The organism is Azospirillum sp. UENF 112521 (genome assembly GCF_058780665.1).
Window position 1 is genome coordinate 1,289,420 of the sequence record NZ_JBSNCI010000002.1, and the last position, 25,826, is coordinate 1,315,245.

Genomic DNA, 25,826 nt, shown 5'->3' on the forward strand with positions numbered 1-25,826 from the left:
GCGGTCAGACGGTAATATGGGCGGCATTTCCTCCTTCACCCGGCGGGCGCCCGGCCCTGATGTCTATCGGCTCGCCATCTTCGATTTCGACGGGACGCTGGCCAACTCCTTTCCCTGGTTCGTCGGCGTTCTGAACGGTGTCGCCGACCGCTATGGCTTCAACCGCGTACAGGCGGACGAGGTCGACCTGCTCCGTGGTTATGACGCGCGGCAGATCATGCGGCACCTGCGGGTGCCCGGCTGGAAGCTTCCTTTCATCGCCAACCACATGCGCCGGCTGATGGCGAGCGACATCGACGGCATACGGCTGTTCGACGGCGTGCCGGATATGCTGTGGGCGCTGACCGACCGGGGGGTGACGGTCACCATCGTCAGTTCCAATTCCGTCGAGAACGTCCGCCGCATCCTGGGGCCGGAGGCGGCGGGGCTGGTCGTTCATTACGGCTGCGGCGCCTCGCTGTTCGGCAAGGCGGCGAAGTTCCGCAGGATGCTGCGCATCACCGGCGTTCCGGCGTCCCAAGCCATCACGATTGGCGATGAGCTGCGCGACATCGAGGCGGCCCGGACGGTGGGTATCGCCTGTGCCGCTGTCGCCTGGGGCTACACGCGCGGCGATGCGCTGGCGGCGCTGCGGCCGGATCGGCTGCTAAGTCGGGTCGATGAGATCCCCCGGCTGTTCGGCGGCTGAATGCCACGTCCCGGAAAGCGCGCCTTTTCCCTCTTCGCACCCGGCGTCGCAACGGACTAGAGTGGCGGCCATGGTGCAACTCGACAATGACTGCTTCGCCTTCGGCGGACCGATGATGGCGCTGGAGCCGGCGCTGGCGCTGCTGGCCGGACGGGTCGGGCCGGTGACGGCGACCGAAGCCGTGCCGCTGTCCGATGCGTTGGGACGGGTTCTGGCTGCCGATCTGGTGGCGCCCTTCAATGTGCCGCCGCACGACAACGCCGCGGTGGATGGCTATGCCGTGTTCTTCGACGACCTCGACGCCGATGCCTCCACCACTCTGCCGGTGACGGCGCGGGTGGCGGCCGGGCAGTGGCTCGGCCGGCCGGCGGCGCGGGGGGAGGCGGTGCGGATTTTCACCGGCGCGCCGATGCCCACCGGCATGGACACCGTCTTCATGCAGGAGGATTGCCGCAGCGCCGGGACCGGACGCGATGCAACCGTCACCCTGCCACCCGGCATCCGCCGTGGCGTGAACCGTCGGCTGGCGGGAGAGGATGTGCGCGAGGGCTCGGTCGTGCTCTCGGCCGGACGCCGCCTGCGGCCGGAGGACATCGCGCTCGCCGCTTCGCTCGGCCATGCGGTGCTGGGCGTGCGCTGCCGCCTGCGGGTGGCGGTGTTCTCCACCGGCGACGAGCTGCGGCAGCCAGGGCAGGCGCTGGAGCCCGGTGCCGTCTATGACGCCAACCGCTTCGCCCTGATCGCGCTGCTGACCCGGCTGGGCTGCGCCGTCACCGATCTCGGTATTCTGCCCGACCGGTTCGAGGCGATCCGCGACGCTCTGGCGGAGGCCGCGGCCGGCCATGACGCGCTCATCACCTCCGGCGGCATGTCAACCGGCGAGGAGGATCACGTCAAGCCGGCGGTCGAGGCGAACGGGCGGCTCGATTTCTGGCGGTTGGCGATCAAGCCGGGACGGCCGGTGGCGCTGGGGCGGGTGCGCGATGCCGTGTTCGTCGGCTTGCCCGGCAATCCGGTCGCGGTGGTGGTGACCTTCCTGCGCATCGCCCGGCCAATTCTGCTGACGCTGATGGGGGCATCCGGTGAGGCGCCAAGGCCGATCCCGGTGCGCGCGGGCTTTGCCCACAAGAAGAAGCCCGGCCGGCGCGAGTTTCTGCGCGGGTCGCTGATGCGCGGCGTAGACGGTACGTTGGAGGCGACCAAATACCCGCGCGATGGGGCCGGCGTGCTCTCGTCGCTGGTGGAGTCCGAGGGGTTGATCGAACTGCCCGAGGATCTGGCGCGGGTCGAGCCCGGCATGACCGTCGATTTCCTGCCTTTCAAAGAATTCCTGTAGAGGTCGCGTGATGAAGATTCTCTATTTCGCCTGGCTGCGCAGCAAGATCGGCGTGCCGACCGAGACGGTGGACCTGCCGGCGGAGGTCGCAACGGCCGGCGATCTCGTCGAATGGCTGAAAACCCGCAGCCCCCGTCATGCCGAGGCGCTGGCCAACAGCAAGGTGGTCAAGGTGGCGGTGAACCAGGAGCATGTGCCCTACGACCACCCGATCTCGGCCACCGACGAGGTGGCGCTGTTCCCGCCGGTGACGGGAGGCTGACAGATGGCGATCCGCGTCCAGGCCGGGGATTTCGATGTCGGCGCCGAATATGCCGCCTTCACCGCCGGCCGCACCAGCGTTGGCGGGGTGGCGATGTTCGTCGGGCTGGTGCGCGACGTCGCCGGCGGTGCCGCCGTCAGCGCCATGACGCTGGAACATTACCCCGGCATGACCGAGAAGCAGTTGGAGACCATCGAGGAGGAGGCGCGCCGCCGCTGGCCGCTGGACGATGTGCTGGTGATCCACCGCCATGGCCGGTTGGAGCCGGGCGACCGCATCGTGATGGTCGCCACCGCGTCGGCCCACCGGGACGCTGCCTTCGAGTCCTGCCGCTTCCTGATGGACTGGCTGAAGACCAGGGCGCCCTTCTGGAAGCTGGAAGCCACGCCGGAGGGCGAGCGCTGGGTCGAGGCCAAGGACAGCGACGACGCAGCGGCAGCGCGGTGGGCGACGTAAAGGATCGCCGGGAGGCCGGGCGCGCTCAGGCGTGCCCGGCTTCGCCCGACAGCATGGAGACGCTGACACCCAGCTTGCCGATGGCGCGTTCCCATTTGGCGTCCAGGTCGGTATCGAACAGCAGCTTCTCGTCGCAGGGCACGTTCAGCCAGCCGTTCGCTTGGAATTCGGCGTCGAGCTGCCCCGGACCCCAGCCGGCATAGCCGAGCAGCAGCAGGTTGCGGCGCGGGCCGCGGTCTTCGGAAATGGCGCGCAGGATGTCGATGGTGGCGGTCAGGGCCACGTCGTCGTTCACCACCAGGGTGCCGTCGCGGACATAGTCGGTCGAATGCAGGACGAAGCCACGGCCCAACTCGACGGGGCCGCCGTAATGCACCGGCAGGTTGTTGACCGGCTGCGCGATGTCCATGTCGAGCTGTTCCAGCAGATCCTCGAACGTGATCGACCCGAACAGCCGGTTGACCACCAGCCCCATTGCGCCGTCTTCATTGTGGGCGCAGACATAGATGACCGTACGCTGGAAACGCGGGTCCTCCATTCCGGGCATGGCGATCAGCAGCTGGCCGGTCAGCGATTCCGTGGTCTTGGAGTCCGGAGACTTGGTCAGGCGCGGCATGGGCGATTATCCTTGTCGTCGGTCCGGTGCGGGAAACCGCTGCCCGTACCCACGTGCGGTTGTGGTTGGCGCTCTGGCGACGCTTTCACCGGAGTGTGACAGCACCGGCCGAGCTTTGTCACCATTATATGGGCTATCATATAGGGTGTCGGGGACGCGGATGCGCCCCTTCCAGGGAAGAGAACAGTGCGCGCGATGAAAAGACATGCCCTCGCCCTTCTGCTGAGTCTGGCCGCGCTTGCCGGTGGCGGTACCCCTGTTTTTGCGCAGGATGCGGTCGGGGCCTGGACCAAGGCAGGACCGGTGGAGGCGCGTCTGGTGTCGGCGGTGCGCGGCACCGGCGATCTGGCGGCGCTGCCGTTGGGACTGGAACTGCGGCTGGAGCCGGGATGGAAGACCTATTGGCGCTCCCCCGGCGATGCCGGCTTTGCGCCGCGCCTGGACTGGAGCCGCTCCGGCAATCTGGGGGAGGCGACGCTGTCCTATCCGGCGCCGCACCGCTTCTCGGTTCTGGGATTTGAAACGGCGGGCTATGACACGGCGGTTCTCTTCCCGATCGAGGGCAAGCCGGCGACGCCCGGAAAGCCGGTCGATCTGGCGCTGACCGCCGAACTGCTGGTCTGCTCGGAAATCTGCGTGCCGCAAACTCTGGAGCTTGCCCTTGCTCTTCCGGCCGGGCCGGCCGAGCCCAGCGACGTCGCCAACGACGTGGCGCGTGCGCAGGCGCTGGTGCCGAAGGGGCCGAACGGTCTGCTGCGCATCGACTCCGTGCAGGGCAAGGGGGGCGCCCTGGAGGTCGAGGCGACCGCCGCCGATGGCTTCGTCTCCCCCGATCTGTTCGTTGAGACGGACCCGCCGCTGACCTTTTCCGCCCCCAAGACGGTCTTTTCCGACAATGACCGCCATGTCCGCCTGACCCTGACGGTGACCGATCCGCAGCAGGGCCTCGATCTCGCCGGGCGCGCGATGACGCTGACCCTGGTCGACGGCGACAAGGCGGTCGAAGCACCGGCAACCGCGTCGGCCGGCGGCGCCGCGTCGGTGCCCGGTGGTGTGGGTCTGCTGGCGATGCTGGGGGTGGCCCTGCTAGGCGGCCTGATCCTGAACCTGATGCCCTGCGTGCTGCCGGTGCTGTCGCTGAAGCTGATATCGGTGGTCAAGCATGGCGGGCAGGCGCCGGCCGCCGTGCGTGCCGGCTTCCTGGCGAGTGCCGCCGGTATCCTGACCTCGTTCCTGCTGATGGCTTCTGTACTGGTCGGGGTCAAGGCGGCGGGCGGGGCGGTCGGCTGGGGCATCCAGTTCCAGCAGCCGCTGTTCCTGGTCTTCATGGTCGTGCTGGTCACGCTGTTCTCGGCCAACCTGTGGGGCCTGTTCGAGGTGCCGTTGCCGCGCGCCATGGCCGACCGGCTGGGCGGCGACGGGCTGGCCGGGCCGTTCGCCACCGGCATGTTCGCGACCCTGCTGGCGACACCCTGTTCCGCGCCCTTCCTGGGCACGGCGGTGGGATTCGCCCTGTCGAAGGGGCCGGTGGAGATCTACGCGATCTTCGCGACTCTGGGCGTCGGGTTGGCTCTGCCCTATCTGGCTGTCGCGGCATGGCCGCGGGTGGCGGGCTGGCTGCCGCGTCCGGGGAGCTGGATGGCGACGCTGAAGGCGGTTCTGGGGTTCGCGATGATGCTGACGGCGCTTTGGCTGCTGTCGGTGCTGACCGCGCAGATCGGCGATGTGGCCGCGGCCACGGTCGGGCTGATGATGGCGGCGCTGGTGCTGTCACTGTGGGTCGGGCGGAGCGCGCGGGGCGCCGCGCGGACGGCGGGGCCGGCGCTGGCCGGCGTACTGGCGGTCACCGCCTTCGCCATGCCGGCGGCGGTCGGTCCGTCGGCCGGTGCGGCGCCGGTGCTTGCCGAGTCCAAGGCACGCTGGGTCCCCTTTGCCGAAGCCACGATCCGCGAGCATGTCGCCGCCGGACGCACGGTGTTCGTCGACGTGACCGCCGATTGGTGCATCACCTGCCAGGCAAACAAGAAGCTGGTGCTGAATCGCGGCGAGGTTGCCCAGCGGATGGACGACCCGGCCGTCGTGGCGATGCGCGCCGACTGGACCCGCCCGGACGCGACGATCGCGAAGTTCCTGTCCGACCATGGCCGTTACGGCATTCCCTTCAACATCGTCTATGGCCCCGGCGCACCGGACGGCCTCGCTCTGCCGGAATTGCTGAGCGAAGGCGCGGTGTTGGAGGCGTTGAGCAAGGCGGCGGGCAAGTCAGCAGGCAAGGGTGTCTGAGCAGGGTCCGGAAAAGGCCTATGGCCGTTGCGGCTATTCTGCGGTAACAGGGCGGCTCCGGGAGAGCATCCCGCGCCAAGAGGACGATGATGGACGATCAGATCAACTGCCCGCAGTGCAGCTCCGAAAACGCCTACAATGACGGCAGCCTGTGGAACTGCCCGGACTGCGGGCATGAGTGGAACCCCGACACGGCTGCCGCGGCCGTGGATGGCGAAGCCGGGCAGGGCGTGCGCGATGCCAACGGCAACCCGCTGGCCGACGGCGACAGCGTCACCGTCATCAAGGACCTGAAGGTCAAGGGATCGTCGCTGGTGGTCAAGGGCGGGACCAAGGTGAAGAACATCCGTCTGGTGGACGGGGCCGACGGGCACAACATCGCCTGCAAGATTGACGGCATCGGCGCGATGAATCTGAAGTCGGAGTTCGTGAAGAAGGCTTGATCACGGTTGTGCCGTCTGGTCAGCCGCGCCTTGCGGGCGCTCGCCGCGAGGGATAGAAGGGATGCAGGGCCGGGCTCCGCAAAGAGGGTCCGGCCGGACCCGAAAACGGGCCAAACCCAAAAACCGGAAGGGTTAGAGACGATGAGCATCCAGGTTGGCGATACCATTCCGTCCGTCACGCTGAAGTGGCTGACCGACAACGGCATGCAGGAAGTCACCACGGACGAGCTGTTCAAGGGCAAGAAGGTCGTCCTGTTCTCCGTTCCCGGCGCCTTCACCCCGACCTGCTCCGCCAAGCACCTGCCGGGCTTCGTCCAGCAGGCCGACGCGCTGAAGGCCAAGGGCGTGGACAGCATCATCTGCCTCGCCGTCAACGATCCCTTCGTGATGCGCGCCTGGGGTGACAAGGGCAGCGTCGGCGACAAGGTCAAGATGCTGCCCGACGGCAACGCCACCTTCACCACCGCTCTCGGCCTGACCATGGACGGCTCGGCCCATGGCCTGGGCACCCGCGGCCAGCGCTTCGCCCTGGTGGCCGAGGACGGCAAGGTCACCCATGTCGCCGTCGAGGCCCCCGGCAAGTTCGAGGTGTCGTCGGCCGAAGCCGTGCTGGAAAAGGTCTGATCGTAAAGCGCCCCCTCCTCGGGAAGGTCCGGGGAGGGGGCGCCTGTTCAGCTTCTGGCCCGCACGTCGGCCACGCCGCGCCGCGCCAGTTCGTCGGCACGTTCGTTTTCGGGGTGGCCGGCGTGTCCGCGCACCCAGTGGAACTCGATCTCGTGCTGCCGTTTCGCCTCTTCCAGGCGCTGCCACAGATCGACGTTCTTCACCGGCTTCCTGTCGGCGGTCATCCAGCCCTTGGCCTTCCAGCCATGGATCCACTTGGTGATGCCGTTCTTCACATATTCGCTGTCGGTGAAGAGACGGACGGTCACCGGCTTCTTGAGGGCCTCCAGCGCCATGATGGCCGCCATCAGTTCCATGCGGTTGTTGGTGGTCGCCGGCTCGCCGCCGTAAAGCTCCTTCTCCACCTCGCCATAGCGCAGGATGGCGCCCCAGCCGCCGGGGCCGGGATTGCCGCTGCAGGCGCCGTCGGTGAAGATGTCGACGGTCTTGCCGCCGGCTTCGGGCGAAATGGTGCTGTCCGTCATGCCGTCAGCTCCTGCCCGCATCCGAGTCGTCGAGGAAATAGTCGCCCAGACCGCGGACCGACTGGTGGAAGCGCAGCTTGCGCAGATATTCCAGCGGATCCTTCGGCCGCACGAAGGCGCCCGGCGGGTGGTTTAGCCAGTCATAGAGACGGGTCAGCAGGAAGCGCACGGCGCTGCCGCGGCAGAGCCAGGGCAGGGCGTCCAGCTCCTCGCGGGACAGCGGCCGGACCTTGCGGTAGTTGGACAGCAGCAGCCGGGCCTTGGTGGCGTTGAACGAGCCGTCGATCTCGAAACACCAGGCATTGATGCAGATCGCCACGTCATAGACGAGGAAGTCGTTGCAGGCGAAATAGAAGTCGATCAGGCCGGACAGGCTGTCGCCGCGGAAGAAGACGTTGTCCGGGAACAGGTCGGCGTGGATGACGCCCGAAGGCAGACCGACCGGCCAGTTGGCCTCCAGCGCCGCCAGTTCGGCATCCAGGGTGGCGCGCAGGCCGGGGGCCACCTCATCGGCGCGCTCGGCCGACTTGGCGAACAGATCCTTCCAGCCGGGCAGGGCCAGCGCGTTCGGCCGCTCCATGCGGAAATCGCCGACCGCCAGATGCAGCCGCGCCAGTGCTTCGCCCAACTGGGCGCAATGCTGCGGCGTGATCCGGCGCGGCCACATGCCGGCCAGGAAGGTGACGATCACCGCCGGGCGGCCGCACAGCTCGCGCAGAGCCACGCCGTCGCGCGCCGCCACCGGCAGCGGGCAGGCGATGCCCTTGTCCGCCAGATGCTCCATCAGGCCGAGGAAGAAGGGCAGATCCTCCTTCCGCGTGCGCTTTTCATAGAGCGTCAGGATGTAGGGTCCGCGTTCGGTCACCAGCAGGAAGTTGGAATTCTCCACCCCCTCCGCGATGCCCTTGCACGACAGCACCGCGCCCAGATCGTACTGGGCGGCGAAGGTGCTGAGATCCTCGTCGGTGACTTCGGTGTATACGGCCATGATATGCAGCGCCTTACCGGGTTTCCGGCTTGCGGTCAATTTCGGGAGTGATCGGCTCGTAATATTCCGGGCCGAAGCCGGCCAATTGACGGCTGGCGGTGTTGAACGGGCGCTTCAGCCCGCCGCGGAAATGGCGGCCGACCAGCTCCTGCCACAGGGCGACCGGCTCCGCCCCGCGGTCGGCACAGAGATGGACGAACCATCGGCGGCCGGCGGCGACGTGGCCGATCTCCTCGTCATGGATGGTCTGGAGCAAATCGGCACTCTCCGCGTCGCCGAAATCGCGCAGGCGGCGCACGGTCTCCGGCGTCACGTCCAGTCCCCGCGCCTCCAGCACCATCGGCACCACCGCCAGCCGGGCGGCGAGGTCGTGGGCGGTCTCGGTCGCCGCCTGCCACAGCCCGTCATGGGCCGGCAGGTCGCCATAGGAGGACCCCAGCGCGTTCAGCCGGGTTTCCAGCATCTGGAAATGCCGAGCCTCGTCGTCGGCCACCTGGATCCAGTCGTCGGTGAAGCCCTTCGGCAGGCCGAGAGGCGCGAATCGGGCGACGATGTCCCAGGCGAGATCGATGGCGTTCAGTTCGATGTGCGCCAGCGCATGCAGCAGGGCGATGCGGTTCTGGGCACTGCCGCCGCGCCCGCGCTTGGGCATGTCGCGAGGCAGCTTCAGCTCCGGCCGGTCGGGACGGGCAGGGCGGTCGGGCGGCGGTGCCGGCACGTCGGGCGACAGAAGACCGTCGCGCCATGCGGCGGCGTGACGGCGGGTCAGGCGCACTTTCTCCAGCGGCGCCGCGGTGGTGAGCACCGCGGTCGCCGCTTCACCCAGGCACGATACGGAAGATGTCATTTCCAGCCGTAGGCGACGAAGTTCGGATTCAGGATGTCGTCCTTGCCATAGACCAGGGGCGAGCCGTCCGGCTGTTCCACCCGGCCGCCGGCACCGATCAGCACGGCGTGGCCGGCGGCGGTGTCCCATTCGCTGGTCGGTCCGAAGCGCGGGTAGAGGTCGGCCTTGCCGCTCGCCACGGTGCAGAATTTCAGCGAGCTGCCGCAGGATACCCGGTCCTTCACCGCATAGTTGCCGAGGAACTCGTCCAGCACCGACCCGCTGCCGTGGGACCGGCTGGCGACGACGGTCAGCCCGTCGGCCGGCGGGTTGCGGACGGAGATCGCGTGGTCGTGGCGGCCTTCCGCGCAATGGACGGCGGTGCCTGGGCCGGCCGCGGCATAGAGGTCGCCGGTGGCGGGAGCGTAGACGACGCCCAGCACTGGGGCGCCATTCTCGATCAGGGCGATGTTCACGGTGAACTCGCCGTTGCGGGAAATGAACTCCTTGGTGCCGTCGAGCGGATCGACCAGCCAGAACCGGCCGCCGGAGATGTCGGGCTTATGGCCGGCGGCCATCGCCTCCTCCGCGACAACCGGGACGCCGGGCAGCAGATGGTGCAGCGCCGGAACGATCACCGCCTCCGCCGCATGGTCGGCCTGCGTGACAGGGCTGCCGTCGACCTTGGTGGCGACGTCGATGCCGTCGTTGTAGAAGCGCAGGATGACCTGACCGGCCTCGTGAGCGATGGTGCGGACCGTCGGCAGCAGGCGCGCCACAGCGGCATCGGGCATGGGGTGAACTCCCTATGGTATGAAGAGTCAGCATACCGTGCCCGATGGCGGGCCGGAAGCTCTTGAACGGGTGTGGAACGGAGAAGGCGGATGACGGCCGGGTTACAGTCGCACGGTGAACGGGGAGAGGGCCGCGGAGCATCGGCCCTATGGCGTGCTATGACCGCGGCCGATCTGGATCGGGTCCTCGCCATCGCGGACATCGTGCATCCGGCCTATCCCGAGGAGCGCAGCGTGTTCGAGGAACGGCTGGCGCTTTACCCCGCCGGCTGCCGTGTGGCCGAGCGCGGCGGAGAGGCCATCGGCTACGGCGTCATGCATCCCGGCAGGCTCGGCGTGCCGCCGCCCCTCGATACGCCGCTCGGCAGCCTGCCGGCCGATGCGGACTGCCTGTATCTGCATGACATCGCGCTGCTGCCGGAGTCGCGCGGCACCGGCCTGGGGGCGGCGGTTCTGGGCTATGCGCACGGGCTGGCGGCGCGGGAGGGCTGGCGGTGGCTGGCGCTGACCTCCACGCCGGGCGCGCGGAGCTATTGGGACCGGGCCGGTTTCACGCCCTATGCGGACGGTGGGCCGGCGCTGGAGGCCAAGCTGGCCAGCTATGGCGGGGGAATGAGCTACATGACCGCACCGGTTCGGGCGTGGGAGTGAGGCTCAGGCGGCCAGCATCGCCATTTCCGGATCGGTCACCACGGCCTGGAAAGCCGGCTTGGCGAACAGGTAGCCCTGCATCAGGGTGACGCCAAGATCGCGCAGGGTCTTGGCCTCGTCCGCCGTCTCGATGCCCTCGGCGATGGGCGTGATGGCGAGATCCTCGCACACCGCCAGGATGGCCTTGACGATGCTGCGCCGTGCCCGCTCGGTGTCGATGTTGCGGGTCAGCTCCATGTCCAGCTTGATGATGTCGGGCTGGAACTCGGCCAGCAGGTTCAGGCCGGAATAGCCGGAGCCGAAATCGTCGATGGCGGTCAGGAAGCCCTGGCGCTTGTATTCGTTGAAGATGCTTTTCAGATGGTCGTGGTCCACCACCCGCTCGTTCTCCGTCACCTCGAAGATGATGCGGTCGGTGGGGAAGCCGGTGCGGCGGGCGGCGGCCAGCGTGGCGCGGATGCAGGCTTCCGCCTTGTAGACGGCGTTCGGCAGGAAATTGATCGACAGGCGGGCGCCGTTCATCGGCAGGGACGATGCCAGTTCGATGGCCTTGATGCGGCAGGACTGGTCGAAGGCATAGCGGGTGGAATTGGTCACCTGTCCCAGGACCCAGCCTGCGCCCTGACCCTCAAGACCGCGCACCAGCGCCTCATGCGCCCAGACACCGCCATTGGCGACGTCGACGATGGGCTGGAACGCCATCGTGAAGTCCAGATCGAGACGGTCAGCACATTGTCCGCCACACCCACCGTCACCAAACGCCATCGCCCTACCCCTGCCAGTCAATAGATTGCCACCTTTAGGTAAGGAACAATGCCATGGATTTCATCCGACGGAGGTGTGGCAAGTGCCGCACCTTCCGACTAGGACTTTCCCTTACCGTTCCGGTAAGCCTCGCTAAACAGCCTACTCCGCAGCCATCCGGGTTTCGGCACGGCGGATTGCCGCCCACACGGTTTCCGGCGTCGCCGGCATGTCGATGTGGGTGATGCCGAGGTCGGACAGCGCATCGACCACCGCGTTGATGATGGCTGGCGGCGCGCCGATGGCGCCGGCCTCGCCGGCGCCCTTCATGCCCAGCATGTTGGTGGTGCTGGGCACGCTGTTCAGCTTCACCTCGATCGGCGGCATGTCGACCGCCCGCGGCATCTGATAGTCCATGAAGGAACCGGACAGAAGCTGGCCGCTGTCGGGATCGAACACCACGCGCTCCTGCAACGCCTGACCCAGCCCTTGCGCCACGCCGCCATGGATCTGGCCGATCACCAGCATTGGGTTGATGACCGTGCCGAAATCGTCGACGACGCTGTAGCGCAGAACCTCGACGATGCCGGTGGCGGGATCGATCTCCACCTCGGCAATGTGGCAGCCGTTGGGGAAGGTGCTGGCCGGTGGGGTCCAGCGCGCCATCTCGGAGAAGGCGATGCCGCCGGTGCCGCCGTCTGCCGCCTTCGCCGCCACCTCCTTCAGAGACACCGAGCGGTCGGTGCCGACGATGGTGAAGCGGCCTTCGGCGAACTCCACATCGACCTCCGCGGTTTCCAGCAGGTCGGCAGCAACGGCGGTCGCGGCCTTCACCACCTTGGCCGCCCCCTCCGCCAATGCCGAGCCGCCGACCGGGACCGAGCGGGAACCGCCGGTGCCGGACCCCCAGCTGACTCGGTCGGTGTCGCCCTGCACCACCTCCACATCTTCCGGCGGGACGCCGAGCCGGTCGGCGAGGATTTGCTTGTAGGCGGTCTCGTGCCCCTGGCCGTTGGTCTGGGTGCCGATCATCAGGACGACCTTGCCGTCTCCGTTGACCTGGACGGTCGCCTGCTCCGGCCCGCCGCCCGAACAGGCCTCGATGTAGGTGGCCAGGCCGGCACCACGCAGCTTGCCGCGGGCCTTCGCCTCCGTCTTGCGGGCGGGCAGGCCGGCCATGTCGGCAAGGATCAGCCCGTCCTCAAGATTCTGGACGAATTCGCCGGTGTCGTAGACCTGCCCCATCGGCGTGGCATAGGGCATGGCGCTGGCCGGAATGAAGTTGCGCCGCCGGATCTCCGCCGGACCGAGGCCGGTGACGCGGCCGGCATGATCGATCAGCCGCTCCAGCAGATAGGCCGCTTCCGGCCGCCCGGCGCCGCGATAGGCGTCCACCGGCTGGGTGTTGGTGAAGACGCCCTTCACCCGGACATAGACGGCAGGCGTCCTGTAGGAGCCGACCAGCATCGCCGATCCGGCATCGGTCGGAATGAAGGGGCCGTAGTTGGACAGGTAGGCGCCGAGATTGGCGACGGTATCGACCCGCAGCCCGAGGAAATGCCCGTCGGCATCGAGCGCGAGGCGTGCCGTGCTGACATGATCGCGGCCATGGTCGTCGCTGATGAAGCCCTCGATCCGGTCGGCCGCCCATTTCACCGCGCGGTTCAGACGGCGGGCGGCGAACAGGCAGGCGACATATTCGGGATAGTTGAACAGCTTCATGCCGAACCCGCCGCCGACATCGGTGGTCAGCACGCGGATGCGCTGTTCCGGTTCGTTCAGGATCTTGGCGAACTGCTTCTGCAGGCCATGCACGCCCTGGCTGGTGACATAGATCAGCAGCCGGCCGGGTGCGCCGTCCGCCCCGGATTCGACGCCGGCGACGCAGGCGCGGCCCTCCATCGGATTGGCGACGACGCGGTTGTTGACCAGTTCCAGCTCGATCACGCGGTGGGCGCCGGCCAGTGCGGCCTCCACTGCCGCCTCGTCGCCGGTGTCCCAGTCGAAACAGAGGTTGTCCGGCGCCTCGTCCCACACCAGCGGGCGGCCGGGCTCCAGCGCCTCCAGCGTGCCGGTGACGGACTGGCGGTCTTCGTAATCGATCATCACCAGCTCGGCGGCCTCGCGCGCGGCCTCCAGCGTTTCCGCCACCACCATTGCGACCGGGTCGCCGACATGGCGGGCGAAGCCGCGGGCCAGCGCCGGGCGGGGCGTCTGGACATAGTCCGACCCGTCGCGCTGCTTCAGCGCCGCCTGGCAGGGGATCATGCCGATCTTCTCGGTATCAAGATCGGCGACGGTGTAGACCGCCAGCACGCCGGGCTGCGCCAGCGCTTCCGACGCATCGACCGCGCCGATGGCGGCGAAGGCATGGGGCGAGCGGACGAAGGCCGCATAGGCCTGTCCGGGAAGAGACACGTCGTCGGTATAGCGGCCGCCGCCGGTCAGCAACCGGGCGTCTTCGGTGCGCGGAACCGCCTGTCCGATGCCGAACTTCATGGGTGAACTCCCGCCTTCCGGTGCGATGCGATTGGTCTGCCCCGCGAAGATAGGCCGGCTTGAGCGCCAGGGAAACCCCGGCCGCCGGTATGGGTGACGGTTGTCCGTTGCAAGGATTGTCGGTGGAACGCAGCGACGTTTGGGAATGCGGCTGGCGCACGGAACCTTCCGGGGCCATATTCCAGGGCATGTGTGGACGAATGCTTCTCACCACCCCGGTCAGCGAGGTCCAGCGACTGTTCGGCGTTCCCGAACGGCTGAACCTGATGCCGCGGTGGAATATCGCCCCGACCCAGGACATTCCCATCATCCGGCGGGAGGAGGACGGCCGCCATCTGGCAATGGTCCGCTGGGGGCTGGTGCCGCCCTGGGCCGACGATGCCGCCATCGGTGGCCGCATGATCAACGCGCGCGGCGAATCGGTGGCTGACAAGCCGGCCTTCCGCGATGCTTTCCGCAAGCGCCGCTGCCTGGTCCCGCTGGACGGATTCTATGAATGGACCAGCGTGGGGGAGGGGGCCAAGCCGCGCAAGCAGGGCCATGTCATCCGCCGCCGCGACCGCGGCCTGTTCGCGCTCGCGGGCTTGTGGGAACGCTGGCGCGGACCGAAGGGCGCCGCTCCGCTCGATCCGCCGCTGGAAACCGCGACGGTGGTGACGACAGCTACCAATGCCACACTGTCATTCCTGCATGACCGCATGCCGGTGGTGCTCGACCCCGCCGACTGGGATGCCTGGCTGGACCCGGCCACCCCGCTGCCGGTGCTGGAGCGGCTGATCCGCTCGGCACCGGAGGAGTGGCTGGACGTCGTGCCGGTGGGGCCGAAGGTCAACAGCGTCCGCAACGACGACTGCTCCTGCCTCGACCCGCCGCAGGAGACCGTGCCGGCGAAAGCGAAGGACAAGCGGGGCGATGACCAGCCGAGCCTGTTCTGAGGCGATGGCGCTGGCGGCGGCCATGAGGGTTGCGGCGGTCGTTGCGGTGCTGTTGCTGGCCGGCTCCGCCGCGGCGCAGACCAACCAGTCGGCCAAGAGCCGCGGCCCGATTGCCAACACACCGGACCAGACGATCAAGGGCACCGCCATGGCGGTGGAGGGCGATCTGTTGACCGTCAATGGGACGGCGGTGCGGCTGATGGGCATCGATGCGCCCGATCCGGGGCAGAAGTGCAAGAACCGCTACGGCCACGAGTTGGACTGTTTCAAGGTCGCCACCGCGGTGCTTGCCAACATGGTGAAGGGCGAGGAGGTGACCTGTACCGTCACCGAACAGGACCGCACCGGCGAGAAGAAGGGCGAATGCCGCGTGCGCGGTGTCGATCTGGGGGCTGCGATGGTGGCGCGCGGCTGGGCCTTCCAATATGCCAGCCTGTCGCCCGCCTATCAGAAGGGCGAGGCCTATGCCCAGAGCAAGCGGCTGGGGCTGTGGGCCGGGCAGGTGGAAAAGCCCTGGCAATGGCGCAGCAGGCAGATTCGCCAAAACGCCAAGTGATGCGTGCGCCAAGTGACACGTGCGTAAAGTGACCGGAAGCCAAGCGACCGGCCGGCTCGACCCTGATCGGAGCTTACTGACCGGGCGATGACCGCCCACACCCCCATTTCCCAGTCGACCCCTCCGCCGGTCGTGGTAGGATCCGGAAAAGACGACGGACGATCATCAAGCAGGTTCTGTGGCCCGATTGGACAGGGCCGGCGCGATTCCAGAGCGGCAACTCCCACCGGGGAGCGGAGTCACGGGTATGCTCGTTTACGAATGCGAACTGTTCGAGGTGGTTCCGGTGCTGCGCCGCTATGCGCGCGCATTGACCGGCGCCACAGACCGTGGCGACGCGCTGGTAACCCGCTGTGTCGAGGCTGCGGTGATGGCACCCACCCGTTTCGGGCTGGACCGCGGCGGCGACGGCGCCCGCCTGTCGATGTACGCCCTGTTGAACCTGCTGTTCGACCGCTCTCCTGAGGAATTCGGGCCGCCCGGCCGCCCGTTGCCCTCTCCCCATCCCATCGAACGTGCCCTGGCCGAACTGCCGGAGCCCGACCGTCGCCTGTATCTGCTCACCGCACTGGAGGGGCTGTCCCTGCCGCAGGCGGCGAAGGTCCTGCAATTGAGGACGGGGGAGGCGATTGCGCGGCTGAAATCGGCCCGCGCGCGGGTGCGCAGCACCATGGTGCAGCGGGTCATGGTGGTCGAGGACAATGTCCTGCTGGCGATGGAACTGGGGGCGCTGGTCGCGGAAATGGGCCATGTCGTCTGTGGCACCGCCGGCAACGAGCCGGAGGCGCTGGCGCTGCTGGATGCCGAAAAGCCGACATTGGCCCTGCTGGACGTCCGGCTGGCCGATGGCGGCAGCGGGATCGAGATCGCCCGGCGGCTGAAACGCGTGCGCGACCTGCGCACCATCTTCGTCACTGCGTTCGACGATGACATCCTGGCCCGCGATGCCCGCCATCTGGGGCAGATCGTGCGCAAGCCCTTCACCAATGCGGGCATCCAGGCCGCCATCTCCCGCGCCATCTTCATGCCGCAGCCGGTGGCGTTGGCCTGATGCCGATCACGCAATGAAAAAGGGACCGCCGGTCGTCCCGCGGTCCCTTTTTCATGTCCGACCTGCAGGCAGGCCGGCATTTCTCTGAACCGTCCTTACACCGTCGTGCGGCGGCCGGCGATCATGCGGTAGATGGCCAGGATGATGATCGCGCCGACGATGGCGCCGATGAAGCCAGCACCTTCACCCGGCCGGTACCAACCGACGGCAGCACCCAGATAGGTGGCGACGAAGGCGCCGGCGATGCCCAGCAGGGTGGTGATGATGAAGCCGCCCGGATCGCGACCCGGCATCAGGAACTTGGCGACGATGCCGGCGAGAAAGCCGATGATGATCGTCCAGAGAATGCCCATGGTGATTTCCCTTCCGTTGCGGGACCGTCTTCCCATGCCCAATAACGGGCAAAGAGGGATTTGGTTCTCGCCACCGGCGGATCTTTTGGACTGGTATTCTTTCGGTAGGGCAGAACCTGCCGGCCCTACGCCGTATCCTCCCGACCGCCTCTCCGAACGAAAACAGTCCCGAAAGCGCTCCCTGATCGGGGGCGCTTTCGGGGCCGCAGTCATTCTGACCGGGTCAGCGCAGCGCGCTGATGTTGGCGGCGTACTGCTCCGGCCCACCGGTGAAGGTGGCGGTACCGGCCACCAGCACGTCGGCGCCGGCCTCGATGGCCAGACGCGCGGTTTCCGGGTTGATGCCGCCGTCCACCTCAAGGTCGATCTGCTTGCCGAGCGCGTCGATGCGGGCGCGCAGGTCACGGATCTTCGGAAGCTGGCTCTTGATGAAGCTCTGGCCGCCGAAGCCGGGATTGACCGTCATCACCAGGACGAGGTCGATGTCCTCCAGCACATGCTGGATGGCGTCCACCGGCGTGGCAGGGTTCAGCGACACGCCGGCCTTCTTGCCCAGTGACTTGATCAACTGGATGGTGCGGTGCAGGTGCGGACCGGCCTCCGGATGGACGGTGATGATGTCAGCACCGGCCTTGGCGAAGTCCGGAACGAAGAGATCCACCGGCGAGATCATCAGATGGACGTCGAAGACCTTGGCGGTGTGGGGACGCAGCGCCTTCACCACGCCCGGCCCGATGGTCAGGTTCGGCACGAAATGGCCGTCCATCACGTCGATATGGATGTAGTCGGCGCCGGCGGCATCGACCGCGCGGACCTCCTCGCCCAGCCGGGCGAAATCGGCGGAGAGAATCGAGGGGGAAATCTTGACGGCGCGCATGGGGCTTTCCTGGTGCGGGAGGTGGCTTGGACCGGGTCCGATCAGCCGAACTTCCTATCACGGCGTAGCAAGGCAAGTCATGACATGATGTGAACGCCCGATATGCGTGCACAGGTTCGGCGTTTGAGATCCGGATCCAGCGTCGGCCAAACCGTTTGCGCTTTACCGCAAATGCGAAGCGCTGTATCCGTTGGAATATAGATGAAATGTCTAATCCGGCAGGAGGTGGCGATGGTTGGGTTGCATGGGGCTCTTGGGCGCGGCCGATTCAGGTCGGCGATGTCGGCGGTCATTCTCGGTGTCGGGCTGACGCTCGCGGCACCGGCGGCGATGGCGCAGGATGTGCTGGTGCTGGCGGCGGCCTCCACCAAGAATGCGGTGGAAAAGCTGGCCTCGCAGTTCAAGGCGAAGACCGGGGCCACCGTGACCTCCTCCTTCGCCGCTTCGTCGGCACTGGCCAAGCAGATCGAGAACGGCGCTCCGGCGGACATCTTCATCTCGGCCGATCTCGACTGGATGGACTATCTCCAGCAGCGCAGCCTGATCAAGACCGACAGCCGGGTGAATCTGCTCGGCAACGAGCTGGTGGTTGTGGTGCCCAAGGGATCGACTCTGAAGCCCGACCTGTCCAAGGGCGGCAAGCTGGCGGAGCAACTGGGCGACGGGCGGCTCGCCACCGGCGACCCGTCGAACGTTCCGGTCGGGAAGTACGCCAAGGCCGCGCTGGAGAAGCTGGGCCAGTGGGCGGCGGTCGAACCGAAGCTGGCGCGGGCCGACAGCGTGCGCGCGGCCCTGGTTCTGGTCAGCCGCGGCGAGGTGCCGGTCGGCATCGTCTATCGCACCGATGCCGCCGTCGATCCGGGGGTGGAGGTCGCGGCAGCCTTTCCGCCCGACAGCTATCCGCCGATCACCTATCCGGCGGCGCTGGTTGCGTCCTCGAAGAATGCAGCTGCCGCGTCCTTCCTCGACTACATGAAGTCGCCGGACGGCATGGCGGTCTGGACGGAATTCGGCTTCGTCCCGGCACCCAAAGCACCGTAAGCTCAGCGGCATGGAAATCCTGACGCCGATGGAGACCACCGCGTTGCTGCTGAGCCTGCGTGTCGCGGGCGTCGCCATCGCGTTGGGATTGCCGCTCGCCGTGCTCGCCGCCTGGGTGCTCGGCCGTTATTCCTTTCCGGGCAAGACGCTGTTCGACGGGCTTGTCCATCTGCCGCTGGTCCTGCCGCCAGTTGTCACCGGCTATATCCTGCTGGTGACGATGGGGACGAAGGGAGTGGTCGGCGGCTGGCTGTACCACACCTTCGGGATCAAGCTGATCTTCACCGCCGAAGGCGCCTCGCTGGCGGTGGCGGTGACGTCCTTCCCCCTGATGGTGCGGGCGATCCGCCTGTCGGTGGAGGCGATCGACGGTGGGCTGGAGGCGGCGGCGCGCACGCTTGGCGCCGGGCCGGTCGACCGTTTCTTCACCATTCTGCTGCCGCTGATGGCGCCCGGACTGCTGTCCGGCGCCATCGTGGCCTTCGCCGCGGCGATGGGCGAGTTCGGAGCGGTGATCACCTTCGTGTCCAACATCCCCGGCAAGACGCAGACCCTGCCGCTGGCGATCTACGCCGCGACGCAGGAACCCGGCGGCGATGCGGTGGCCGCAAGGCTGGCGGCGATCTCCTTCACCGTGGCTTTGCTGGCGCTGATGCTGTCTGAATTCCTGGCGAACCGGGTTCGCCGCCTGATCGGGCAGGTCTGATCATGCTCGACCTGCAAATCCGCCAGAGGCTGGGCGCCTTCACGCTCGACGTCGCCTTTGCCGCCGAGGAACGCGGCGTGACGGCGCTGTTCGGCCGCTCCGGGTCCGGCAAGACCTCTGTCATCAATGCGATTGCCGGGCTGACCCGGCCGGACGAGGGGCATATCCGCGTCGGCGACACCGTGTTCTTCGACAGCGCCCGGCGCATCGACGTGCCGGTGGAGAAGCGGCGCATCGGTTACGTCTTCCAGGATTCCCGGCTGTTTCCGCACATGACCGTCCGCAGCAATCTTGAATACGGCCTGCGCCGTGTGCCGGTAGCGGAGCGGCGCATCGCCTTCGGCCCGGTGGTGGATCTGCTAGGGCTCGGCCATCTGCTGGACCGCCGGCTGCGCGGCCTGTCCGGCGGCGAGCGGCAGCGCGTCGCCTTCGGCCGCGCCCTGCTGGCGCAGCCGCGCCTTCTGCTGATGGACGAGCCGATGGCCTCGCTCGACGCCGCCCGCAAGGCGGAGATCATGCCCTACATCGAGCGGCTGCGCGACGAGATGAACATTCCGATCGTCATGGTCAGCCACGCGCTGGACGAGGTGGTGCGGCTCGCCACCACCATGGTGCTGATCGGGGAGGGCAGGGTGCGTGCGTCCGGACCGGTCGGAACGGTGATGGGCCGGCTGGACCTGTCGGCGGTGACCGGCGCGCAGCATGCCGGTGCCGTGCTGGACCTGACGGTCGAGGCCCATGTTCCGGAAGACGGTCTGTCGGTGCTGGCCTTCGACGGCGGACGGCTGACCGTGCCGCAGATCGACCGCCTGCCCGGATCCCCAGTGCGGCTGCACATCCATGCCCGCGACGTGATCGTCGCATTGCAGCCGCTGGCCGGCGTCAGTCTGCGCAATGCGCTGGCCGCGACGGTGATCGAGTTGGCGGAAGCCGGCCCCTCCTCCGCCGACGTGCGGCTGGCGGTGGGCGGTTCTTTCCTGATCGCGCGCATCACCCGTGCGGCGGTGCGCGAGTTGGGACTGATGCCGGGCCGCGAAGTGGTGGCGCTGGTCAAGGGCGTCGCCTTCGAGCCTGACAGCGGCGGTGCCGTGTCGGACCGGCACGGGCGGGTGGTGGACGTATAAGCGGACGGCCCCTCACCCGCGAACGGGAGAGGGGCCGCAAATTCACAGTTTTTAGTGGCCGCCGATTTTACTGCCCGCCCGAGGGGGTGGCGGATCCGCCGGTGCTGCCGCCGCCGCCGGCCGACCCGCCGGCGGTCGATCCGCCCGGCACGGTTTGGGTGGCACCGGTGGTCTCGTTCATCGAGTTGCCGGAGGTGCCGCCCTGCACCGGCACGCCGGTCGAAGGCGGCGGGACGGTGGTGGAACCGCTGCTCGACCCGCTGCTGGTGGTCGGGCTGGTCTGGTTTGACGCGTTGGAATTCTGGGCATTGTGGTCGTCGCAGGCGGCCAGACCCAGAAGCAGGGCGGGCAGGGCCACGATCAGAAACTTGCTGCGCATGAGTGTTGCTCCTCAGCCAGTGGGCGGCGCCATCGACGGGACTTGCTGTGCGAGTACGAGGCGGACTCGGTACGGCCCCGGTGATGTCGTATGCGTCCAAACACGCCACCGCCGGTTTCATTCCATGGACCTTGGTGCTATGCCGGGTGGGTGCCTGTTCCGATGAACAGGTTCCGGTCACCGGATGCTTACGGTGACTGATGAGAACTTTACGGGAACATCGTCGCGACTTGTGGCCTGGGCGCCACGGATGTCCATTATTGGGTTGCGCAAAGAACACGAACCTTTTGCGACTTGGTTTTTCCATCTTTTTCGTTTGACCGGTGGAAAGTCGCTGTGATTCCATCATGCCACCATGACGATGATCGCCGATCTCACCGACACACTCGCCCGCGCCGCCAAAAGCGCGATCCGCCAAGCAATCATGCCGGCGCTGTGCGCCTGCGTGGTCGCCTACTTCGCCTACTACGCGGTCCATGGCGACCGCGGGCTGGTGGCGATGAAGCAGATCCAGGGGGAGATCGCCCAGGCCGAAGGGGTCCTCAACCAGCTCCGCACCGAGCGGGAGGACATGGAACGCCGTGCGCAGCTGCTGCGCGGCGACGGCCTCGACCGCGACATGCTGGAGGAGCGGGCGCGCCTTATGCTGAACTTCGCGAACGCGCGCGACGTCATCGTAAAGCTGCCGAAGCTGGCGGAACAGGAAGGGTCCGGCCAGCAGAAGTAAGGGGATATCAGCCGATTAACCGTTTCGCGGTTAATCTGAAATAGCGCTGCAAAAACAGACGTTTGCGCGCCTCCTGAAGCTCGTGTACTGTGCGCGCCATATTCGCTTCCGGTGCGGGCTCTCGTATGCCCGCAACGCGCGGCGGCAAAAGGTTTTGTCAATGACCTTTGCCGCTTGAACCCTGGGGAGGAATCATGGCCGCGTCCCGACGCCGTTCCACCAAGGCGCTGACCGACACCGCGCCCGCTCAAGCCGTCTCTTCCGAAGAGCTTCTTCATTATTATCGCGAGATGCTGCTGATCCGCCGCTTTGAAGAAAAGGCGGGCCAGCTGTACGGCATGGGTCTGATCGGCGGCTTCTGCCACCTCTACATCGGCCAGGAAGCCGTCGTGGTCGGCGTGCAGGCCGCCCTGAAGGATGGCGACAGCGTCATCACCAGCTACCGCGACCATGGCCACATGCTGGCCTGCGGCATGGAAGCCAAGGGCGTGATGGCCGAGCTGACCGGCCGCATTGGAGGCTACTCCAAGGGCAAGGGCGGCTCGATGCACATGTTCAGCCAGGAGAAGAACTTCTTCGGCGGCCATGGCATCGTCGGCGGGCAGGTCCCGCTCGGCACCGGTCTGGCCTTCGCGCACAAGTACAGCAACGACGGCGGCGTGGCCGCCGTGTATTGCGGCGACGGCGCCATCAACCAGGGCCAGGTCTACGAGAGCTTCAACATGGCAGCGCTGTGGAAGCTGCCGGTGCTCTTCATCATCGAGAACAACAAGTACGCCATGGGCACCTCGCAGGAGCGCGCCTCCGCCGGCGAGCTGCACCAGCGCGGCGCCGCCTACGGCATCCCCGGCTATCAGGTCAACGGCATGGACGTGCTGGAGGTCAAGGCCGCGGCGGACCAGTGGGTGCCGCACATCCGCGGCGGCAACGGCCCCGTCATCCTCGAGATGAAGACCTACCGCTACCGCGGCCACTCGATGTCCGACCCGGCCAAGTACCGGACGAAGGAAGAAGTCGAGAAGATGCGGTCGGAATCCGATCCCATCGATCAGCTGAAGGCGAAGATCCTGTCCGGCAACCACGCCGACGAGGACAAGCTGAAGGAGATCGACCGCGAGGTGAAGGCGATCGTCACCGAATTGGCCGAATTCGCCCAGCAGAGCCCGGAGCCCGATCCGTCGGAGCTGTGGACCGACATTCTCGTCTGATCCTGACGTCAACGATAAGCGGGAGCGGCGCCTTGTGGGACGGGAAACCGGACTCCCCGCGCCGCCGGAGGTTGAGGAATGCCGATCGAAGTGCTGATGCCGGCCCTGTCGCCCACGATGACCGAGGGCAAACTGGCGAAATGGCTGAAGAAGGAAGGTGACCAGGTGAAGTCCGGCGATGTCCTCGCCGAGATCGAAACCGACAAGGCGACCATGGAGGTCGAGGCGGTCGATGAAGGCCGCGTCGGCAAGATTCTGATCGCCGAGGGCACCGACAACGTCGCCGTGAACACCCCCATCGCCGTCCTGCTGGAAGAGGGCGAGGACGAGAGCGCGCTGAGCAAGGGCGGCAACGCCCCGACTGCCGCCGCTCCGGCCGCCCCCGCTCCTGCCCCGGTGGCGGAAGCCGCTCCGGCTCCGGCACCCACGGTGCCGGCGGCTCCGGTCGCGGCGCCCGCGTCGGACGAGGACAAATTCATGGCCAAGACCGTCAAGAAGACGGTCCGCGAAGCGTTGCGCGACGCGATGGCCGAGGAAATGCGCCGTGACGACAAGGTGTTCGTCATGGGTGAGGAGGTCGCACAGTACCAGGGCGCCTACAAGGTGACCCAGGGCCTGCTGCAGGAGTTCGGCGAGCGTCGCGTCATCGACACGCCGATCACCGAGATCGGTTTCGCCGGTCTTGGCGTCGGCGCCGCCTTCAAGGGCCTGAAGCCGGTCGTCGAGTTTATGACCTTCAATTTCGCCATGCAGGCGATCGACCACATCATCAACTCGGCCGCCAAGACGCTGTACATGTCGGGCGGACAGATGAGCAACTCGATCGTGTTCCGCGGCCCCAACGGCGCCGCTGCCCGCGTCGGCGCCCAGCACTCGCAGTGCTACGCCTCGTGGTACGCGCACTGCCCGGGCCTGAAGGTCGTGTCGCCCTGGTCGGCGGCCGACGCGAAGGGCCTGCTGAAGGCGGCGATCCGTGACGCCAACCCGATCGTCTTCCTCGAGAACGAGATTCTCTACGGCCAGAGCTTCGAGGTTCCGGAGGACGAGGAGTTCGTGCTGCCGATCGGCAAGGCCAAGATCGAGCGCGCCGGCAAGGACGTGACGATCACCGCCTTCTCGATCATGGTCGGCCATGCCCTGGCCGCCGCGGAGATCCTGGCCAAGGAAGGCATCGACGCGGAGGTCATCAACCTGCGCACGATCCGTCCGTTGGACACCGAGACCATCGTCAACAGCGTCAAGAAGACCAACCGCCTCGTCTCCGTCGAGGAGGGCTGGCCCTTCGCCGGCATCGGTTCGGAAATGTGCGCTCTGATGATGGAGCAGGCGTTCGATTATCTCGATGCGCCGGTGGCCCGCGTGGCCGGCCTGGACGTGCCGATGCCCTACGCCGCCAACCTGGAAAAGCTGGCGCTGCCGCAGGTCGATCACATCGTCAAGGCCGCCAAGCAAGCCTGCTACCGCTGAGAGGAGGGCTGATAGGATGACCGTTCAGATTCTGATGCCTGCCCTCTCGCCCACGATGACCGAGGGCAACCTCGCCAAGTGGCTGAAGAAGGAAGGCGACACGGTGAAGTCCGGCGACGTGCTCGCCGAGATCGAGACCGACAAGGCCACCATGGAAGTCGAAGCGGTCGATGAGGGCCGCATCGGCAAGATCCTGATCCCGGCCGGCAGCCAGGGCGTGGCGGTGAACACCCCCATCGCCATCCTGCTGGAAGAGGGCGAGGACGAGAGCGCGCTGGCGTCCGCCGGTTCCGCTCCGGCCCCGGCAGCTGCCGCTCCGGCCGCTGTGCCGGCGCCCGCGGCAGCTCCGGTTGCCGCCGCTGCTCCGGCCGCTCCTGCTGCCGCTCCGGCGGCAGGTGGCGAGCGCGTGTTCGCCAGCCCGCTGGCCCGCCGTATCGCCGAGCAGGCCGGCGTCGACCTGAAGACCGTCAAGGGCACCGGCCCGCACGGCCGCATCGTCAAGGCCGACGTCGAGGCCGCCAAGGCCGCCGGCCCGGCCAAGGCCGCTGCCGCCCCGGCCCCTGCTTCGGCTCCGGCTGCCGCCGCTCCGGCTCCCGCAGCGGCTCCGGCCCCGGCGAAGGCCGAAGGCGTGGATGCCAAGGCGCTCGCCGACAAGCTCGGCATGGCCTACACCGCCGTGCCGAACAGCGGCATGCGCAAGACCATCGCCAAGCGTCTGGGCGAGGTGAAGCGCACGGTTCCCGACTACTTCCTGACGGTGGATGTCGAGATCGACGCGCTGATGAAGGTCCGTGCCGAGCTGAACGGCCGGTCCGACGCCTACAAGCTGTCGGTGAACGACTTCATCATCCGCGCCGTGGCTCTGGCGCTGAAGAAGGTCCCGGCGCTGAACGCCGCCTGGACCGACGAGGCGATGCTGCAGTACAGCCACGCCGACATCTCGGTCGCCGTCGCCACCCCGACCGGGCTGATCACCCCGATCGTCAAGAAGGCGGAGACCAAGGGGCTGGCCGACATCTCCAACGAGATGAAGTCGCTGGCCAAGAAGGCGCGCGACAACGCGCTGAAGCCGGAAGAGTATCAGGGCGGCACCATCTCCATCTCCAACCTGGGCATGATGGGGATCAAGCAGTTCCAGGCGATCATCAACCCGCCGCAGGCCTGCATCCTGGCGGTCGGCGCCAGCGAGCAGCGCCCGGTGGTGAAGGACGGCGCTCTGGCCATCGCCACGGTGATGAGCCTGACCGGCACCTTCGATCACCGCGTGGCCGATGGCGCCGTCGGTGCGGAATTCCTTGGAGCGGTGAAGAAGCTGCTCGAGGATCCGCTCTCGATGCTGCTCTGACGGCTGGAGGACCGGTTCCATGTCGAAAAGCCTTGCCCCGCTCCGCGCCGAGATCGACGCCATCGACGACGAGATCGTCGCGTTGCTGGGCAAGCGCCTGTCCGTCGTCCACCGCGTCGCAGCGGTGAAGATGGCGGAGAACCTGCCGGCCGTCCTGCCCGACCGCGTCGAAGCGGTCAAACGGCGGGCGGCCGAGGCAGGCAAGGCCTACGGCCTGGATCTGGACTTCATGGCCACCCTGTACCAGACGATCATCGACGAGGCGTGCCGGGTCGAGGAAGGCATCTTTGCCGCCGGCCGCGAGGATGCGCCTCGCTCCTGAA

The 25,826-nt window shown here is 67.4% G+C and carries 29 protein-coding genes; 19 read left to right on the plus strand and 10 right to left on the minus strand.

Features of this window, described 5'->3' with window-relative positions; genetic code table 11:
* Nucleotides 1-16 precede the first annotated feature (16 nt).
* From ACWPN8_RS08435 to moaE, 4 genes are all read left to right on the plus strand, one after another.
* Nucleotides 17-688 carry an HAD hydrolase-like protein gene (locus ACWPN8_RS08435; RefSeq protein WP_492240497.1) on the plus strand — a complete coding sequence of 224 codons (672 nt, stop codon included), beginning with the start codon at nt 17-19 and terminating at the stop codon, nt 686-688.
* Between the two features lie 70 nt (nt 689-758).
* A complete protein-coding gene (locus tag ACWPN8_RS08440) occupies nt 759-2,024 on the plus strand; it encodes a molybdopterin molybdotransferase MoeA (protein WP_492240498.1) in 1,266 nt (421 codons plus the stop codon).
* Nucleotides 2,025-2,034: 10 nt separating this feature from the next.
* On the plus strand, nt 2,035-2,286 hold the full coding sequence (gene moaD / locus ACWPN8_RS08445) for a molybdopterin converting factor subunit 1 (protein ID WP_109096325.1): 252 nt from the start codon (nt 2,035-2,037) through the stop codon (nt 2,284-2,286).
* A gap of 3 nt (nt 2,287-2,289) precedes the next feature.
* Nucleotides 2,290-2,742 carry a molybdopterin synthase catalytic subunit MoaE gene (gene moaE / locus ACWPN8_RS08450; RefSeq protein WP_492240499.1) on the plus strand — a complete coding sequence of 151 codons (453 nt, stop codon included), beginning with the start codon at nt 2,290-2,292 and terminating at the stop codon, nt 2,740-2,742.
* A gap of 25 nt (nt 2,743-2,767) precedes the next feature.
* Here the strand turns inward: moaE and ACWPN8_RS08455 are convergent, their stop codons facing one another.
* Nucleotides 2,768-3,358: a YqgE/AlgH family protein gene (locus ACWPN8_RS08455; protein WP_492240500.1), complete on the minus strand. Its 591-nt coding sequence runs from the start codon at nt 3,356-3,358 to the stop codon at nt 2,768-2,770.
* Nucleotides 3,359-3,553: 195 nt separating this feature from the next.
* Here ACWPN8_RS08455 and ACWPN8_RS08460 point away from each other — a divergent pair, with 195 nt between their 5' ends.
* From ACWPN8_RS08460 to ACWPN8_RS08470, 3 genes are all read left to right on the plus strand, one after another.
* Nucleotides 3,554-5,641, plus strand: a complete 2,088-nt coding sequence (locus tag ACWPN8_RS08460; protein ID WP_492240501.1) for a protein-disulfide reductase DsbD family protein — start codon at nt 3,554-3,556, stop codon at nt 5,639-5,641.
* Between the two features lie 89 nt (nt 5,642-5,730).
* Nucleotides 5,731-6,084, plus strand: coding sequence for a zinc ribbon domain-containing protein YjdM (locus tag ACWPN8_RS08465; RefSeq protein ID WP_492241382.1), 354 nt, complete (start codon nt 5,731-5,733; stop codon nt 6,082-6,084).
* 141 nt (nt 6,085-6,225) lie between these two features.
* The gene (locus ACWPN8_RS08470) at nt 6,226-6,708 is read left to right on the plus strand and encodes a peroxiredoxin (protein ID WP_109049924.1); all 483 of its coding nucleotides are present in this window, start codon (nt 6,226-6,228) and stop codon (nt 6,706-6,708) included.
* Between the two features lie 47 nt (nt 6,709-6,755).
* Here the strand turns inward: ACWPN8_RS08470 and rnhA are convergent, their stop codons facing one another.
* From rnhA to cysQ, 4 genes are read right to left on the minus strand one after another with little or no spacing between them, the layout of a single operon-like run.
* The gene (rnhA, locus tag ACWPN8_RS08475) at nt 6,756-7,232 is read right to left on the minus strand and encodes a ribonuclease HI (RefSeq protein WP_492240502.1); all 477 of its coding nucleotides are present in this window, start codon (nt 7,230-7,232) and stop codon (nt 6,756-6,758) included.
* Between the two features lie 4 nt (nt 7,233-7,236).
* Complete coding sequence (locus ACWPN8_RS08480; RefSeq protein WP_492240503.1) at nt 7,237-8,220, minus strand: homoserine kinase; 984 nt, start codon at nt 8,218-8,220, stop codon at nt 7,237-7,239.
* A 13-nt stretch (nt 8,221-8,233) separates the two neighbouring features.
* On the minus strand, nt 8,234-9,067 hold the full coding sequence (locus ACWPN8_RS08485) for a ferritin-like domain-containing protein (protein WP_492240504.1): 834 nt from the start codon (nt 9,065-9,067) through the stop codon (nt 8,234-8,236).
* Nucleotides 9,064-9,840: a 3'(2'),5'-bisphosphate nucleotidase CysQ gene (gene cysQ, locus ACWPN8_RS08490; RefSeq protein WP_109049920.1), complete on the minus strand. Its 777-nt coding sequence runs from the start codon at nt 9,838-9,840 to the stop codon at nt 9,064-9,066. Before cysQ ends, ACWPN8_RS08485 begins: the two co-directional genes overlap by 4 nt.
* Before the next feature lie 159 nt (nt 9,841-9,999).
* On the opposite strand from cysQ, the gene ACWPN8_RS08495 reads away from it, so the two are divergent.
* Nucleotides 10,000-10,491, plus strand: a complete 492-nt coding sequence (locus ACWPN8_RS08495; protein ID WP_492240505.1) for a GNAT family N-acetyltransferase — start codon at nt 10,000-10,002, stop codon at nt 10,489-10,491.
* 3 nt (nt 10,492-10,494) lie between these two features.
* On the opposite strand, the gene ACWPN8_RS08500 is transcribed toward ACWPN8_RS08495, so the two are convergent.
* Both ACWPN8_RS08500 and ACWPN8_RS08505 read right to left on the minus strand, forming a co-directional pair.
* A complete protein-coding gene (locus ACWPN8_RS08500) occupies nt 10,495-11,193 on the minus strand; it encodes an EAL domain-containing protein (RefSeq protein WP_492240506.1) in 699 nt (232 codons plus the stop codon).
* 204 nt (nt 11,194-11,397) lie between these two features.
* Nucleotides 11,398-13,734: a xanthine dehydrogenase family protein molybdopterin-binding subunit gene (locus ACWPN8_RS08505; RefSeq protein ID WP_492240507.1), complete on the minus strand. Its 2,337-nt coding sequence runs from the start codon at nt 13,732-13,734 to the stop codon at nt 11,398-11,400.
* A 200-nt stretch (nt 13,735-13,934) separates the two neighbouring features.
* Between ACWPN8_RS08505 and ACWPN8_RS08510 the strand changes: the two genes are divergently transcribed.
* The 3 genes from ACWPN8_RS08510 (at nt 13,935) to ACWPN8_RS08520 (ending at nt 16,276) form a co-directional block, all read left to right on the plus strand.
* On the plus strand, nt 13,935-14,669 hold the full coding sequence (locus ACWPN8_RS08510; protein ID WP_492240508.1) for an SOS response-associated peptidase: 735 nt from the start codon (nt 13,935-13,937) through the stop codon (nt 14,667-14,669).
* The gene (locus ACWPN8_RS08515; RefSeq protein WP_109096337.1) at nt 14,647-15,225 is read left to right on the plus strand and encodes a thermonuclease family protein; all 579 of its coding nucleotides are present in this window, start codon (nt 14,647-14,649) and stop codon (nt 15,223-15,225) included. The genes ACWPN8_RS08510 and ACWPN8_RS08515 overlap by 23 nt, the downstream gene beginning before the upstream one ends.
* Before the next feature lie 247 nt (nt 15,226-15,472).
* The gene (locus ACWPN8_RS08520) at nt 15,473-16,276 is read left to right on the plus strand and encodes a response regulator (protein ID WP_492240509.1); all 804 of its coding nucleotides are present in this window, start codon (nt 15,473-15,475) and stop codon (nt 16,274-16,276) included.
* Between the two features lie 95 nt (nt 16,277-16,371).
* On the opposite strand, the gene ACWPN8_RS08525 is transcribed toward ACWPN8_RS08520, so the two are convergent.
* On the minus strand, nt 16,372-16,629 hold the full coding sequence (locus ACWPN8_RS08525) for a GlsB/YeaQ/YmgE family stress response membrane protein (RefSeq protein ID WP_085089454.1): 258 nt from the start codon (nt 16,627-16,629) through the stop codon (nt 16,372-16,374).
* 223 nt (nt 16,630-16,852) lie between these two features.
* Nucleotides 16,853-17,506: a ribulose-phosphate 3-epimerase gene (gene rpe, locus ACWPN8_RS08530; protein ID WP_492240510.1), complete on the minus strand. Its 654-nt coding sequence runs from the start codon at nt 17,504-17,506 to the stop codon at nt 16,853-16,855.
* A gap of 279 nt (nt 17,507-17,785) precedes the next feature.
* On the opposite strand from rpe, the gene modA reads away from it, so the two are divergent.
* Genes modA through modC form a run of 3 tightly spaced genes read left to right on the plus strand, consistent with a single transcriptional unit; the run spans nt 17,786 to nt 20,377 of the window.
* Complete coding sequence (gene modA / locus ACWPN8_RS08535) at nt 17,786-18,547, plus strand: molybdate ABC transporter substrate-binding protein (RefSeq protein WP_247872818.1); 762 nt, start codon at nt 17,786-17,788, stop codon at nt 18,545-18,547.
* Between the two features lie 10 nt (nt 18,548-18,557).
* Nucleotides 18,558-19,253, plus strand: a complete 696-nt coding sequence (gene modB, locus ACWPN8_RS08540; protein ID WP_109096341.1) for a molybdate ABC transporter permease subunit — start codon at nt 18,558-18,560, stop codon at nt 19,251-19,253.
* Nucleotides 19,254-19,255: 2 nt separating this feature from the next.
* Nucleotides 19,256-20,377 carry a molybdenum ABC transporter ATP-binding protein gene (gene modC, locus ACWPN8_RS08545; RefSeq protein WP_492240511.1) on the plus strand — a complete coding sequence of 374 codons (1,122 nt, stop codon included), beginning with the start codon at nt 19,256-19,258 and terminating at the stop codon, nt 20,375-20,377.
* Nucleotides 20,378-20,444: 67 nt separating this feature from the next.
* Here modC and ACWPN8_RS08550 read toward each other — a convergent pair whose 3' ends face one another.
* The gene (locus ACWPN8_RS08550) at nt 20,445-20,756 is read right to left on the minus strand and encodes a hypothetical protein (RefSeq protein ID WP_492240512.1); all 312 of its coding nucleotides are present in this window, start codon (nt 20,754-20,756) and stop codon (nt 20,445-20,447) included.
* A gap of 355 nt (nt 20,757-21,111) precedes the next feature.
* On the opposite strand from ACWPN8_RS08550, the gene ACWPN8_RS08555 reads away from it, so the two are divergent.
* The 5 genes from ACWPN8_RS08555 to ACWPN8_RS08575 all read left to right on the plus strand — a co-directional run bounded on the left by ACWPN8_RS08555 (nt 21,112) and on the right by ACWPN8_RS08575 (nt 25,825).
* The gene (locus ACWPN8_RS08555) at nt 21,112-21,483 is read left to right on the plus strand and encodes an FtsB family cell division protein (RefSeq protein ID WP_199237508.1); all 372 of its coding nucleotides are present in this window, start codon (nt 21,112-21,114) and stop codon (nt 21,481-21,483) included.
* Nucleotides 21,484-21,677: 194 nt separating this feature from the next.
* Nucleotides 21,678-22,691 carry a pyruvate dehydrogenase (acetyl-transferring) E1 component subunit alpha gene (gene pdhA, locus ACWPN8_RS08560; RefSeq protein ID WP_492240513.1) on the plus strand — a complete coding sequence of 338 codons (1,014 nt, stop codon included), beginning with the start codon at nt 21,678-21,680 and terminating at the stop codon, nt 22,689-22,691.
* 78 nt (nt 22,692-22,769) lie between these two features.
* Complete coding sequence (locus tag ACWPN8_RS08565) at nt 22,770-24,158, plus strand: pyruvate dehydrogenase complex E1 component subunit beta (protein WP_109096344.1); 1,389 nt, start codon at nt 22,770-22,772, stop codon at nt 24,156-24,158.
* 16 nt (nt 24,159-24,174) lie between these two features.
* Nucleotides 24,175-25,503: a pyruvate dehydrogenase complex dihydrolipoamide acetyltransferase gene (locus tag ACWPN8_RS08570; RefSeq protein WP_492240514.1), complete on the plus strand. Its 1,329-nt coding sequence runs from the start codon at nt 24,175-24,177 to the stop codon at nt 25,501-25,503.
* Nucleotides 25,504-25,522: 19 nt separating this feature from the next.
* Complete coding sequence (locus tag ACWPN8_RS08575) at nt 25,523-25,825, plus strand: chorismate mutase (protein ID WP_492240515.1); 303 nt, start codon at nt 25,523-25,525, stop codon at nt 25,823-25,825.
* Nucleotide 25,826: the final 1 nt, after the last annotated feature.